This window comes from Aromatoleum diolicum, from assembly GCF_012910955.1.
Classification (GTDB): Bacteria; Pseudomonadota; Gammaproteobacteria; order Burkholderiales; family Rhodocyclaceae; genus Aromatoleum; species Aromatoleum diolicum.
Map to the genome: position 1 here is coordinate 49752 of NZ_WTVQ01000009.1, position 13380 is coordinate 63131.

Consider the following 13380-nt stretch of genomic DNA (forward strand, 5'->3'; position numbering starts at 1 on the left):
CAGTTGTGTTCAAAGAGGCCAATAGAGGCCAAATGAGCGAACCGATTAGAGCTGGAACGGGTTGGCGAAGGCGAACATCATCGCGATACCGACGCCGATCAGGAACGCAGCGTCGATCAGACCGGCCAGCAGGAACATCTTGGTTTGCAGCGCGTTCATCAGTTCGGGCTGACGTGCCGAAGCTTCGAGGTACTTCGAACCCATGATGCCGATACCGATACAAGCACCGATAGCACCCAGGCCGATGATCAGACCAGCAGCCAGCGCAACAAAACCCAGAACGTTTTCCATGACGACTCCTTGAGAAGAGATGATTGAAGTTAAAAAAACCAGTTACGACAAAAAAGCGATTAGTGACTTTCGTGGGCCTGACCGATGTACACCAGGGTCAGCATCATGAAGATGAAGGCCTGCAACGCGACGATCAGAATATGGAAGACCGCCCAGATCGAGCCAGCGACGATGTGGCCGAGGAAACCGAACACGGTGGCGGTACCGCCCAGCAGCGCGATCAGCATGAAGATCAGTTCGCCGGCGTACATGTTGCCGAACAACCGCATGCCGTGCGAAATGGTCTTGGCGAGGAATTCGATCATCTGCATCAGGAAGTTCACCGGATACAGCAGCGGGTGGCCACCGAACGGCGCGGTGAAGAGCTCATGCACCCAGCCGGAGAAACCCTTGATCTTGACGTTGTAGTAGAGGCAGATCAGCAGCACGCCGATCGACATGCCCAGCGTGCCGTTCAGGTCGGCGGTCGGCACGACGCGCAGATAGGCGTGCGAATCGCCCGTGATGGCGGCCCAGATGCGCGGCAGCAGATCAACCGGCAGGAAGTCCATCGAGTTCATCAGGAAGATCCAGACGAACACGGTCAGCGCGACCGGCGCGACGAACTTGCGCGACTCGGCGCTATGCACGATGCCCTTGGCCTGATCGGCAACCATTTCGAAGAGGATCTCGACGGCCGCCTGGAAACGGCCCGGCACCCCGGAGGTGGCCTTGTTTGCCGCGCGGATCAGGAAAAACAGGGTCACAACACCCAACAGGATCGAGAAAAACAGGGTGTCCAGGTTCCACACGCTCCAGTCGATGACCGCGGCCTGCTTGTGGCCGGTGGAGTTCATGTGGGTGAGGTGGTGGACGATGTATTCGCCGGAGGTCGGTGCTTCGGTAGCCATAGTCAGGTCTTCACCAAAAATGCAAATAAATTCGCTTTGAGCGCCAGAATCAGACCGATGAAGAGACCGCCCCAATGGACGTCTTCATAAAGCAGTCCGACCAGCACCAACAATCCCACGATCGACGCGATCTTGAGGAACTCGCCGACAAAAAAAGCGGCCACATGACCTGACCCGCCGCGCTGCGCAACAAAATGCAGCCTCAGCGCAAACAGGCCGCTCGGCAGCACACAGGCGAGCCCCCCAAGTGCGGCGGAGATCGCCCCGGCGGGGCCGAAAAAAACGGCCGCGATGGCCGTGGCAGCGATCGTTGCGCCCAACTGCAGGAAAACCATTTTCAGCATGGATCTGCCGTCGTGCCGCGCCCAAAGGCGCAGATCGCCTTAAAAATTGCGCGAATACTAGGGGTTAACCGCTACAAAGTCAAATATCTATGGCGGCGCAGCATGGCGCGCACGACAAGTCCTGCATCTTATACAAGATACGCACAATTGCGTAGGGAATCGGGTCGGGAATCGCTCACCGCGAACCCCGCGAGGACAGGACTCAATCCGATGATCCGCGCAGTCGAGAAAGCAGGCCGTCGAGCTGGTCGAGGTCGCCGAAGCGCAGCGTGATTTCGCCCGCTCCCTTGCGGTTGGCCTTGATGCGGACGCTGGCGCCGATTAGGTCGGCAATTTCTTCTTCAAGGCGCAGCAGGTCGCGGTCCGGCGCGGGAGTGGTTTTCTTCGGGCGCGGACTGACGGTCTGCTGCACCAGACGTTCGGTGTCGCGTACCGACAGACCGCGGGCGGCAACCTGATTGGCGAGCTGGATCTGGTTGGCGCCATCGAGCGGCAGGATGGCGCGCGCATGCCCCATGTCGATATCGCCAGCCATCAGGAGTTCCTGCACGGGACGCGCGAGATTGAGTAGGCGCAAGAGATTGGAGGCGGCCGGACGCGAGCGGCCGACGGCGTCGGCAGCCTGCTGGTGGGTCATGCCGAATTCGTCGATGAGGCGCTGGATGCCGCCGGCCTCTTCCAGCGGATTGAGGTCTTCGCGCTGGATGTTTTCGATCAGCGACATCGCCAGCGCAGCTTCGTCGGGGATCTCGCGCACCAGACAGGGCACTTCGGCGAGGTCGGCGATCTGCGCGGCACGCCAGCGACGTTCGCCGGCAATGATCTCAAAGCGCGAACCGTTGACGGGTCGCACGAGGATCGGCTGCATGACGCCCTGGGCCTTGATCGAAGCCGCCAGCTCCTCGAGCGAACCGGGATCCATGCGCGTGCGCGGCTGATACTTGCCCGGCTGCAGGGTGTCGACGGCGAGGATCTGCAATTCGCCAGTCGCTTCGTCGTCGTTGTTCGCGGCGAGCAGCGCGTCGAGGCCGCGGCCGAGGCCTTTGAGTTTGGGTCGGGTCATGAGCGTTGCCTGATGAGTCGTGGGCGGGTCACAGCGTCTTAACGCGTTCGATCATTTCGGTGGCAAAGGCCATGTACGCTTGCGCGCCCTTGGCGGCCTTGTCGAAGATGACGCCGGGCATGCCGTGGCTGGGGGCTTCGGCGAGGCGCACATTGCGCGGCACGATGGCGCGGAACACCTTGTCGGCGAAATGATTTTCGAGCTGGGCGGAGACCTGCTGCTGCAGCGTCATGCGCGGGTCGAACATGACACGCAACAGGCCGATGATCTTGAGGTCGCGATTGAGGTTGGCATGCACCTTCTTGATGGTGTTGACCAGGTCCGACAGGCCTTCGAGCGCGTAGTATTCGCACTGCATCGGGATGATGACGCCGTGGGCGGCGCACAAGCCGTTGAGCGTCAGCATGGACAGCGAAGGCGGGCAATCGACGAGGACGAAGTCGTAGTCGGCATCGAAAGCCTTGAGGGCATCGCGCAGGCGATTTTCGCGGCGCTCGAGGGCGACGAGTTCGACTTCCGCGCCGGCGAGGTCGCGGTTCGCAGGCAGCACGTCGTAGCCGCCACTGGGCGAGCTTGCACGCGCCTGATCGAGCGTCGCGAGGCCGACCAGCACGTGATAGACGGATTTCTGCAGCGCGCGCTTGTCGATACCGCTGCCCATGGTCGCATTGCCTTGCGGATCGAGGTCGACGAGCAGGGTGCGTTGACCGGCCTGCTGCAGCGCGGCGGCGAGATTGACGCAGGTGGTGGTCTTGCCGACCCCGCCTTTCTGGTTCGCAACGCAGAAAATTCGAGCCATTCAGTCGAGTTCCAGGATGATCAGGTGTCGTTCGGCGCCCAGCCCGGGGATTGTCAAGGGCAGCGCCTCGACAACGCGGAACGCAGCCGGGAGGCGGGCGATTTCGTCGCGAGGATACACGCCCTTCATGGCAAGAAGGCGTCCGCCGGGACGCAGCAGGTGGGCGGTGAGGCCGACGAAGTCCGACAATTCGGAGAAGGCGCGCGAGATGACGGCGTCGAATGGCAGGTCGGGGCGGACGTTTTCGACGCGTTCGTTGAGCACGGTGAAGTTCGCGAGGCCCAGCTCGATTTTCGCCTGCTGCTGGAAGCTCGCCTTCTTGTTGACCGTTTCGATCGAGTGGATCGCCAGTGCGGGAACGCGCCCTGCGGTCGCGATCGCCAGCGGAATGCCGGGCAGGCCGCCACCGGAGCCGATGTCAGCGAGACGCTCGATGCCGGCCAGATACGGCAGCACGGCGAGCGAGTCGAGCAGGTGGTGGGTGAGGATCTGGCCGGCGTCGCGGATCGACGTCAGGTTGTAGACCTTGTTCCATTTCTGCAGCAGGGCGGCAAAGGCGAGTAGCTTCGCCTGCGCCTCGGACGGCAGGTCCAGCCCCATCTCGGCGAGGCCACTTTCGAGCGTCATCGCGCTCATGCAGATTTTGCCTCGGGCGCGGCATCCGGGCCGGCACCGCCGCGCGCGCGGGCGACGAGTTCGCGGCGCTTCAACCATACCAGCAGCAGCGAGATCGCCGCGGGCGTGACACCCTGGATGCGCCCGGCCTGGCCGATGGTTTCCGGCTTGTGCAGGTTGAGCTTCTGCTGCACTTCCTTCGACAGGCCACGCACTTCGGCGTAATCGAGGTCGGCCGGCAGGCGCGTCGATTCGGCGAGCAGCTGCTTGGCGACTTCGTCCTGCTGACGGTCGATGTAGCCTTGGTATTTCGCCGCAATCTCGATCTGCTCGATCACCTGAGGGTCGGTCTCGGGGGTCTCGGGCGCACCGGGCAGGCCCATCAGATCGGCGTAACGCGTATTCGGGCGGCGCAGCAGTTCGAAGAAGCGGTATTCGCGTTCGAGCGCCTTGCCGACGACGCGCTCCGCGTCTTCCGCCGGGATGCGCTCCGGGTGCGCCCAGGCGGCCTTCAGGCGCGCGGTTTCGCGCTCGATCGCTTCCCGTTTGCGGCAGAAGGCTTCCCAGCGGACGTCGTCGACGAGACCCAGCTCGCGGCCTTTCTCGGTCAGGCGCAGGTCGGCGTTGTCCTCGCGCAGACTCAGGCGGTATTCGGCGCGCGACGTGAACATGCGGTAGGGCTCGGCAACCCCGCGCGTGATGAGGTCGTCGACCAGCACGCCGAGATAGGCTTCGTCGCGGCGCGGGCACCAGGCTTCGCGCCCCTGCACCTGCAGCGCGGCGTTGGCGCCGGCGAGCAGACCCTGCGCGGCGGCTTCCTCGTAGCCGGTGGTGCCGTTGATCTGGCCGGCGAAGAACAGGCCGCGGAAGCTCTTGGTCTCGAGGCTGCTCTTGAGATTGCGCGGATCGAAGTAGTCGTACTCGATGGCGTAGCCGGGGCGCAGGATGTGCGCATTCTCGAGGCCGCGGATCGAGTGCACGACGGCGAGCTGGACGTCGAAGGGCAGCGACGTCGAAATGCCGTTGGGGTAGATCTCGTGGGTCGTGAGGCCCTCGGGCTCGAGGAAGATGTTGTGACTATCCTTGTCGGCAAAACGGTGGATCTTGTCCTCGATCGACGGACAGTAGCGCGGACCGACGCCTTCGATGACGCCGGAGTACATCGGCGAGCGGTCGAGGTTGGCACGGATGATGTCGTGGGTGTGCGCGTTGGTGTGCGTGATCCAGCACGGCAGCTGGGCGGGATGCTGCGCGGCCGAGCCGAGGAAGCTGAACACCGGCACCGGATCGTCGCCGGGTTGCACCTGCATCACCGAGAAGTCGATCGTGCGCGCGTCAAGGCGCGGCGGCGTGCCGGTCTTGAGGCGCCCCTGCGGGAGCTTCAGTTCCTTGAGGCGCTGGCCGAGCGAAATCGCCGGAGGGTCACCCGCACGGCCGGCCGCGTAGTGCTCCATGCCGACGTGCACGAGACCGTTGAGGAAGGTGCCGGCGGTGAGCACGACGGCGGGCGCCTCGAAGGCGAGGCCGATCTGCGTGACGACGCCGGTGACGCGGTCGCCGACGACGGTGATGTCATCGACGGCCTGCTGGAACAGCCATAGGTTGGGCTGGTTCTCGAGGCGCTCGCGGATCGCGGCCTTGTACAGCAGGCGGTCGGCTTGCGCGCGCGTGGCGCGCACCGCTGGGCCCTTCGATGCGTTGAGGATGCGGAACTGGATGCCGCCTTCGTCGGTGGCCGCCGCCATCGCGCCGCCGAGTGCGTCGACTTCCTTGACCAGATGGCCCTTGCCGATACCGCCGATCGACGGGTTGCAGCTCATCTGCCCGAGGGTTTCGATGTTGTGCGTGAGCAGCAAGGTTTTCGCGCCCATGCGCGCGGACGCGAGTGCGGCCTCGGTGCCGGCATGGCCGCCACCAACAACGATGACATCGAAACGGGAGGGATAGAGCATGGCGCACCCCGGCGCGGATGAAGCTGGAAGACGGCGGATTTTACGCTGTTGCAGTGCGAAAGCCTAGTGTTCCTCAAACATGTTTCACGGAAAAGTTATTGCCAAACAGTTACTTGACGTCTGATTGCATTCGAGGCGGCATGGACTGTCGGGCCACTTTCGTGGAACCCGGACCACCGTCCGGAAATGGTGTAGGGTTATCAGGGAGCGCCGGCAGCGATCCGGACGCATACAGGAAGGACGACGATGGATCTTGGGCTACGAGACACGGTGGTACTCATTACCGGGGGAAGCAAGGGCATCGGGCTGGCGTGTGCCCGCGCGTTCGCCGCCGAGGGGGCACGCGTGGCGCTCTCGTCGCGTAGCGCCGACAACCTCGAGCGGGCCGCCGCCACGCTGGGCAGCGAAGGCTTCGAGGCCTTCACCGTGGTCGCCGACCTGCGCGACCCGCAGCAGGCTGCCACGATGGTGCAGGCGGTCGAGGCCCGACTGGGGCCGATCGGCGTGCTCGTCAACTCGGCCGGCGCGGCGCAGCGCACGCCGCCCGCCGAACTCACTGCCGCGCACTGGCATGCCGCGATGGATGCGAAGTATTTCACCTATGTCCACGCCATGGACGCGGTGCTGCGCGGCATGGCCGATCGCGGCGAAGGCGTGATCATCAACGTCATCGGCATGGGCGGCAAGCTCGCAGCGCCGACCCACCTGCCCGGCGGCGCGGCCAATGCAGCCTTGATGCTCGCCAGTGCCGGCCTCGCGAATGCCTTTGCACGCAAGGGCATCCGCGTAAATGCCGTGAACCCCGGTCTGACCGCCACCGACCGCATGCAGCAAGGCCTCGAAGCCGAGGCTCGCCTGGCGGGACGCAGCGCCGATGAAGTCCTCGACGAACGGGTGCGCGCAATGCCGCTCGGACGCCTCGCGCAACCTGGTGACGTGGCCGACACGGTGGTCTTCCTCGCGTCGAAGCGTGCGAGTTATGTCAGTGGCGCAGTCGTCTCGATCGACGGCGCAGCGACGCCGATGGTCGTGTAGGACGCCGGGGCGACTCGATGTGCGGCGAGCCGGGTCGCCGTCGCTGCGCTATGCTGAATGGCGCGACTGCAGCGCGCATCGACTATTCACAGGCCCGACGCCCGAGGGGCGCCGCCATACGAGGGACATGCCATCATGATCAAAGTAAGCGTTCTCTACCTCCATTCTGACGGTTGCCGTTTTGACTTCGGGTATTACTGCAACCGGCACATGCCGATGGTGAAGGAGCGGCTCGGCGACGCGTGCCAGGGCATTGCGGTCGACCAGGGTATTTCCGGTGACGCTCCGGGCTCGCAGCCGCACTGCATCGCGATGGGGCATCTGTTCTTCGAATCGGTGGACGCGTTCCAGAACGCCTTCGCGCCGCACGCCGAAGCGATCATGGGCGACATTCCGAACTACACCGACATCCAGCCGGTCATTCAGGTCAGCGAGGTGCTGATCAATGCCCGGCGCAGCGAGACCGGCCCGTTCCATCTGCACCTGTCGGGTGGCACGGCCTAGGTTGCCAAGGGCACCCGGCGACGACGGGTGCCGCACGGCGCGCAAACGTATGTCAGCTCACGCGTTTGCTGGTGAACTCGTCTTCGATGTTGTCGCGGTAGTAGCTCACCGGCGAGCCGCTGGACAGGAAACGGCGGGCGATCTCGTCGCCGACGCCGCTGTGCTGGATCACTTTTCCGGTGTCGAATTCGATTTCGAGAATGCGGCTGCCGCGGTCGTAGCCCGCCGAACGGATGCCGCCGCGCCGGATCGGTTTGCGTTCGATCGTCATCATCGCTCCGTCGAGAGAATGGCTGGAACCGACATTCGACTGCAAGCCTGGCGGCGAGTAAAGACCGGCGTGCGCGGCAAGGACATGCTGCGCGCCGCTGCCACCATGCCGGCGAAATGACAACAGCGGAGACCTTGGTCGGCGGTCTTTGCATTTACTTGATGGTCAGTCCAACTTCACGGGAGGAGTACAGCATGTTCAAGGGAATTCTGGTCGAGAAGGACGAGGCGGGCTATCGCGCGACGCTCCGTGACCTCGACGAGGCGCAACTGCCCGAAGGCGACGTGACGATTCGCGTCGCCTACTCGACGCTGAACTACAAGGACGGGCTGGCGATCACCGGCAAGGGGCCGGTGGTGCGCAAGTTTCCGCTGGTGCCGGGCATCGATCTCGCGGGCACGGTGGAGACGTCGAGCCACGCCGACTACCAGGCCGGCGACCTGGTGGTGCTGAACGGCTGGGGCGTCGGCGAAGGGCACTGGGGCGGGCTGGCGCAGAAGGCGCGGCTCAGGGGCGACTGGCTGGTGCCGCTGCCCACCGCCTTCACGCCGCGCCAGGCGATGGCGATCGGCACCGCCGGCTACACCGCGATGCTGTGCGTGCTGGCGTTGGAGCGCCACGGCGTGACGCCGGACAAGGGCGAGATCCTCGTGACCGGCGCCGCCGGCGGGGTCGGCAGCGTCGCGGTGGCGGTGCTCGCGAAGCTCGGTTTCACGGTGGTCGCAACCACCGGGCGCCCCGAAGAAGCCGATTTCCTGAAGCATCTCGGTGCCGCCGAGGTGCTCGACCGGGCCCTGTTCTCCAGCCCCGGCAAGCCGCTCGGCAAGGAACGCTGGGCGGGCGCCATCGATGTCGTCGGCAGCCACACGCTCGCCAACGTCTGCGCGGCGATGAAATACCGCGGGGTGGTCGCGGCCTGCGGGCTTGCCGGCGGCATGGACTTTCCCGCCAGCGTCGCACCTTTCATCCTGCGCGGCGTGACCCTGGCCGGCGTCGACAGCGTGATGTGTCCGCGCCCGGAACGCCTCGTCGCGTGGCAGCGCCTGGGCACCGATCTGGACATTGCGAAGCTGGACCTGATCACCAGCGAGATCGCATTGGCCGAGGCGATCCCGACGGCGGCGAAACTGCTCGAAGGCAAGGTGCGCGGGCGCGTCGTGGTGGACGTGAACCGCTGAGCGGGGACACGGGCGGCGATCGATGCGCCGCCCGCAACGATCCGGCGGAACATCGCGCGCCTGAATACGCGCCCGGGTTCCGGCCGAATGCGGGCGCCGGTCGGCAGATGATCCGCCCACGGTTGCCAAGTCCTCCCCGGCTGATGATACTTCCGACCTTTTGACCCAGCCGCGAGCTGCGAGGAACCATGTCCGCTATCCTGCCCTGCCCCCAATGCACCCTCGAGAACACTTACCCCGATGGCGCGAACTACGTCTGTGCCGATTGCGGGTTCGAGTGGCCGATGACGGACAACGCGGCAGCCGATGACGACGGCGAGTCCGTTGTCAAGGATGCCAACGGCAACGTGCTGCAGAACGGCGACTCGGTCGTGCTGATCAAGGACCTGAAGGTGAAAGGCTCGTCGATCACGCTGAAGGTCGGCACCAAGGTCAAGAGCATCCGCCTGGTGGGTGGCGACCACGAGGTGGACTGCAAGATGGACGGCGGCAATTTCATGCTGAAGGCCTGCTACCTGAAGAAGGCCTGAGTCATGGCCGGGCGGCACAAGCCGCCGCCCGCTACCGCTCAGTGCTGCAGGATCTTGGCGAGGAAGCTCTGCGCGCGCTCGGAGCGCGGCTGGCCGAAGAACTCTTCCTTGGCAGCGTCCTCGACGATGGCGCCGCGGTCCATGAAGATCACGCGATGGGCGACCTTGCGCGCGAAACCCATCTCGTGCGTGACGCACATCATCGTCATGCCTTCGTGCGCGAGCTGGACCATGACGTCGAGCACCTCGTTGATCATCTCGGGGTCGAGCGCCGAGGTCGGCTCGTCGAACAGCATGCAGATCGGGTCCATCGCGAGGGCGCGCGCGATCGCCACGCGCTGCTGCTGACCGCCGGAGAGCTGGCCGGGAAACTTCGCCGCCTGCGACTTGAGGCCGACCCGGTCGAGCAGCTTCAAGCCTTTGTCCTCGGCCTCTTCGCGACTGCGGCCGAGCACCTTGATCTGCGCGATGACCAGGTTGTCGGTGATGGTCATGTGCGGGAAGAGTTCGAAGTTCTGAAACACCATGCCGACCCGCGCGCGCAGCTTGGGCAGATTGGTCTTCGGGGCTTCCACCGCGATGCCATCGACGACGACGCTGCCTTTCTGGAAAGGCTCGAGTCCATTGACGCACTTGATCAGCGTCGATTTGCCCGAACCCGACGGGCCGCACACCACCACCACTTCGCTCTTGCTGACCTGGGTCGTGCAGTCGGTCAGCACCTGGAAGCTGCCGTACCACTTGGAAACGTTCTTGATCTCGATCATCGTTCAGGACTCCGGAATGTCAGCGGATGATGGCGATGTGCGACTGCAACCATTTCACCAGACGCGACAGGGTAAAGCAGATGATGAAATAGACGACCGCCACCGTCGTGTACATCTCGACCGGGCGCAGGTCGCGCTGGGTGATCTTGTCGGCAGCACCGAAGAAATCGGTGGCGCCGATCGCATACACCAGCGAAACGTCCTGGAACAGGATGATGGTCTGGGTCAGCAGCACCGGCAGCATGTTGCGGAAGGCCTGCGGCAGCACCACGAAACGCATTGTCTGGCCGTAGGTGAAGCCCATCGCATAGCCGGCGGCGACCTGCCCGCGTGGCACCGACTGGATGCCCGAGCGCATGATCTCGGAATAATACGCGGCCTCGAAGATGGTGAACGTGAAGTAGGCCGAATTCGCAGCGCCGATCGGCATCTGTTTGCCGGTGACCATCTGCAGCACCAGCGGGAGAATCAGGTAGAAGGCGAGGATCACCTGCACCAGCGGCACGCTGCGGAAGATATTCACGTAGCCGGCGGCGAACCATTGCAGCGGCGTGATCGACGACAGACGCATCAACGCGAGCACGGTGCCGATGAGGATGCCGCCGATCATTGCGGTGATCGTGACCTGCAGCGTATAGCGCAGGCCCTGGGCGAGAAAGGCCCAGTTGGCGGTGATGACCGAGAAATCGAAATCGCTCATGATCATTTCCCTCCCTTGCTGCCGACGATCAGCCCGGGCACGCGGGTGCGACTCTCGACGATCGCGAGGATGCGGTTCATGACGAAAGCAAGAAGGAAATACAGCGAGGTCACGACGATGGTGATCTCGAGCACCTGCGAGGTCTTCTCGATGATCTGCTTGTACTGGAAATACAGTTCAAGAATGCCGACCGCGTAGGTGACGGCGGAGTTCTTGAAGATGTTCATCGCTTCCGACGTCAGCGCCGGCAGCACGATGCGGTAGGCCATCGGCAGGCGCACGTAGCGGTAAGTCTGCCATTCGGTGAAGCCCAGCGCGAGTCCGGCAAAGCGCTGGCCGCGCGACAGCGAGTTGATCCCGGCCTTGACCTGCTCGGCGATGCGCGCGGCGGTATACAGGCCGAGGCCGACGACTGCGGTGACGATGTAGGGCAGATCCTGCTTCATCCAGTTGCCGATCGTCTCCGGCACCAGCTCGGGCACGACGAAAAACCACATGAAAAGCTGCACGATCAGGGGGACGTTGCGGAACACGTCGACGTAGGTGTCGCCGATACCCACCAGCCAGCGATTCGGCGTGGTGCGCATGACGCCGAGCACCGATCCCAGCAGCAGCGCCACCACGAGCGAGGCGAGCGACACTGCCGTGGTCCAGCCCAGCCCGGACAGCATCCAGTCGTAGTACTTGAGACCGTCGTCGGTCTCCTGGAAGAAGAACATCCAGTTCCAGTGATAGTCCATCGCGATCCCCTTTTACGCCACCGGCAAGCAGGCGGCGACGCTGGATGGAAGGAGAAGCGGCCGGGCCCGCTGCGGCTGCCCGGCCGGGCCGTACGCTTACTCGACGCCCTTGTCGGTCGGCGTCTGGAATGCCGCCTTCACCGCCGCGCTCATCGGGAAGTTCAGATTCACGTTGCGCGGCGGAACCGGATTCATGAACCACTTGGTGTAGAGCTTTTCGGCTTCGCCGGACTTCATCAGGCCGACCAGGGTCTTGTCGACCAGCGCCTTGAACGGGGCATCGTCCTTGCGCAGCATCACGCCATAGGGTTCGTCACGCAGCGAGGGGCCGACGATTTCGAAATTGGCCGGATTCTTCGAGCTGGCGATGAGACCGGCGAGCAGGATGTCGTCCATCACGAAGGCCGCGGCGCGCCCGCTCTCGACCATCAGGAAGGAGTCGGCGTGGTCCTTGCCGTAGATGTTGCGCACGTCGATCGTCCTGCCTTTCTCGTTCTGCTTGATGAGCTGGTCCGAGGTCGTGCCGGTAGTGGTCGCGACCGGCTTGCCGGCGAGGTCGCCGATGTCCTTGATGCCGGACTCCTTGCGCACGGCCATGCGCACGCTGGTGATGAAGTAGGCGACGCTGAAGCCGACCTGCTGCTGGCGCGCCACGCTGTTGGTGGTGGAGCCGCACTCGAGGTCGATGGTGCCGTTCTGCATCAGCGGGATGCGGTTCTGCGAGGTGACCGCCTGGTAATTGACCTGCAGGTTCGGCAGCTTCAGTTCGGACTTGATCGCATCGACGACCTTGCCGCACAGGTCCATTGCGTAGCCGATCGGCTTCTGATTGGCGTCGAGGTAGGAAAACGGTACCGAGGATTCACGATGGCCGATGGTGATCGCGCCCGAGTCCTTGATCTTCTGCAGCGTGCCGGTGAGCTGAGCGTGGGCAGGGGCGACCAACCCGGCGGCGGTCAGGCACAGGGCGATGGCGGTGAGGGTCTTGCGCATAAACGGTCTCCAATTGTGTTGGTTCGGGAATGCGGACGGAACGCTTGCCCGATGAGGCAACGGAAGCTGATGCAAGGTGCCGGCTCCTGTCGCCATCCTAAGACAATGCGGCCATGACAGGTGATGCGGGTTGACCCGCAAGGCCTCGCCGGATGTGCACAAATGCCGCGCGTGGCATGGAAACAAGGATGCCGTGCATACGCCGCCCGGCAAGGCGGAGAGCCGACCTTGCAGGTCGCAGGCAACAACTGCGCGGAATTTCTGCCGACCCTCGCGCCACCTTTCCCCCTATCCACGTCGCATCGTCAGCTTACTGGCAACACCCGCCACCTGCCCGCTCGGGACGTTCGACGCGCACCGGACGCTCGACGCGGTCGGGGCGCTCCAGGCGGTCGGCCGCCGCGTCCTTGTCACTGCTGCCCGTATTGCCGGTGCGGAGCCAGTTCCAGAATCCGCCGCCTTCCTTGGACGCATCCTTGTCCGTCGTTTCAGGGGCGGTCGCCGGCTCGCTCGCAACCGGCCGATCGCCGCGGGGGCGCTGCGGCTGGCCGGTGTCGGCCCAGGTCGGCGGCGCGCATGCGAGATACACGAGCACCGCAAAAGTTGAAAGGCGCATGGACGAACTCCTTCGATGGGGAATGTGCTTAAACTATAGTTCAGCAGCGGAGTGACGCCAGATGACCCATTGGCGGGCCTTGCGCGGGCGAG

17 protein-coding genes are annotated in these 13380 nt (G+C 64.2%); 4 read left to right on the top strand and 13 right to left on the bottom strand.

Annotation, left to right across the window (positions count from 1 at the left end; all coding sequences use genetic code 11):
* Positions 1 to 45: 45 nt before the first annotated feature.
* The 7 genes from atpE to mnmG all read right to left on the bottom strand — a co-directional run bounded on the left by atpE (position 46) and on the right by mnmG (position 5954).
* Positions 46 to 291 (bottom strand): F0F1 ATP synthase subunit C, encoded by a 246-nt coding sequence (atpE, locus tag GPA25_RS07435; protein WP_002925444.1) that lies wholly within the window; start codon positions 289 to 291, stop codon positions 46 to 48.
* A gap of 59 nt (positions 292 to 350) precedes the next feature.
* Entirely contained in the window at positions 351 to 1181 is an 831-nt protein-coding gene (gene atpB, locus GPA25_RS07440) for a F0F1 ATP synthase subunit A (protein WP_169259739.1), read from the bottom strand.
* 2 nt (positions 1182 to 1183) lie between these two features.
* On the bottom strand, positions 1184 to 1525 hold the full coding sequence (locus GPA25_RS07445) for an ATP synthase subunit I (RefSeq protein WP_169259740.1): 342 nt from the start codon (positions 1523 to 1525) through the stop codon (positions 1184 to 1186).
* Positions 1526 to 1727: 202 nt separating this feature from the next.
* Positions 1728 to 2588 (bottom strand): ParB/RepB/Spo0J family partition protein, encoded by an 861-nt coding sequence (locus tag GPA25_RS07450; RefSeq protein ID WP_169259741.1) that lies wholly within the window; start codon positions 2586 to 2588, stop codon positions 1728 to 1730.
* A gap of 28 nt (positions 2589 to 2616) precedes the next feature.
* Complete coding sequence (locus GPA25_RS07455; RefSeq protein WP_169259742.1) at positions 2617 to 3387, bottom strand: ParA family protein; 771 nt, start codon at positions 3385 to 3387, stop codon at positions 2617 to 2619.
* Complete coding sequence (gene rsmG / locus GPA25_RS07460) at positions 3388 to 4023, bottom strand: 16S rRNA (guanine(527)-N(7))-methyltransferase RsmG (protein WP_169259743.1); 636 nt, start codon at positions 4021 to 4023, stop codon at positions 3388 to 3390.
* Positions 4020 to 5954: a tRNA uridine-5-carboxymethylaminomethyl(34) synthesis enzyme MnmG gene (mnmG, locus tag GPA25_RS07465; RefSeq protein WP_169259744.1), complete on the bottom strand. Its 1935-nt coding sequence runs from the start codon at positions 5952 to 5954 to the stop codon at positions 4020 to 4022. The genes rsmG and mnmG overlap by 4 nt, the downstream gene beginning before the upstream one ends.
* A 246-nt stretch (positions 5955 to 6200) precedes the next feature.
* Here mnmG and GPA25_RS07470 point away from each other — a divergent pair, with 246 nt between their 5' ends.
* Positions 6201 to 6989 carry an SDR family NAD(P)-dependent oxidoreductase gene (locus tag GPA25_RS07470; protein WP_169259745.1) on the top strand — a complete coding sequence of 263 codons (789 nt, stop codon included), beginning with the start codon at positions 6201 to 6203 and terminating at the stop codon, positions 6987 to 6989.
* 135 nt (positions 6990 to 7124) lie between these two features.
* Positions 7125 to 7493 (top strand): EthD family reductase, encoded by a 369-nt coding sequence (locus tag GPA25_RS07475; RefSeq protein WP_169259746.1) that lies wholly within the window; start codon positions 7125 to 7127, stop codon positions 7491 to 7493.
* Between the two features lie 52 nt (positions 7494 to 7545).
* On the opposite strand, the gene GPA25_RS07480 is transcribed toward GPA25_RS07475, so the two are convergent.
* Positions 7546 to 7767 carry a KTSC domain-containing protein gene (locus GPA25_RS07480; protein ID WP_246265449.1) on the bottom strand — a complete coding sequence of 74 codons (222 nt, stop codon included), beginning with the start codon at positions 7765 to 7767 and terminating at the stop codon, positions 7546 to 7548.
* 191 nt (positions 7768 to 7958) lie between these two features.
* Here GPA25_RS07480 and acuI point away from each other — a divergent pair, with 191 nt between their 5' ends.
* A complete protein-coding gene (acuI, locus tag GPA25_RS07485; protein WP_169259747.1) occupies positions 7959 to 8942 on the top strand; it encodes an acrylyl-CoA reductase (NADPH) in 984 nt (327 codons plus the stop codon).
* A 188-nt stretch (positions 8943 to 9130) separates the two neighbouring features.
* A complete protein-coding gene (locus GPA25_RS07490; RefSeq protein WP_169259748.1) occupies positions 9131 to 9472 on the top strand; it encodes a zinc ribbon domain-containing protein YjdM in 342 nt (113 codons plus the stop codon).
* Between the two features lie 38 nt (positions 9473 to 9510).
* Here GPA25_RS07490 and GPA25_RS07495 read toward each other — a convergent pair whose 3' ends face one another.
* The 5 genes from GPA25_RS07495 to GPA25_RS07515 form a co-directional block, all read right to left on the bottom strand.
* Positions 9511 to 10239 carry an amino acid ABC transporter ATP-binding protein gene (locus GPA25_RS07495; RefSeq protein WP_169259749.1) on the bottom strand — a complete coding sequence of 243 codons (729 nt, stop codon included), beginning with the start codon at positions 10237 to 10239 and terminating at the stop codon, positions 9511 to 9513.
* 19 nt (positions 10240 to 10258) lie between these two features.
* Positions 10259 to 10939: an amino acid ABC transporter permease gene (locus GPA25_RS07500; protein WP_169259750.1), complete on the bottom strand. Its 681-nt coding sequence runs from the start codon at positions 10937 to 10939 to the stop codon at positions 10259 to 10261.
* 2 nt (positions 10940 to 10941) lie between these two features.
* Positions 10942 to 11679, bottom strand: coding sequence for an amino acid ABC transporter permease (locus GPA25_RS07505; RefSeq protein ID WP_169259751.1), 738 nt, complete (start codon positions 11677 to 11679; stop codon positions 10942 to 10944).
* Positions 11680 to 11775: 96 nt separating this feature from the next.
* Complete coding sequence (locus tag GPA25_RS07510; protein ID WP_169259752.1) at positions 11776 to 12672, bottom strand: transporter substrate-binding domain-containing protein; 897 nt, start codon at positions 12670 to 12672, stop codon at positions 11776 to 11778.
* A 310-nt stretch (positions 12673 to 12982) separates the two neighbouring features.
* A complete protein-coding gene (locus GPA25_RS07515; RefSeq protein ID WP_169259753.1) occupies positions 12983 to 13288 on the bottom strand; it encodes a hypothetical protein in 306 nt (101 codons plus the stop codon).
* Positions 13289 to 13380 lie beyond the last annotated feature (92 nt).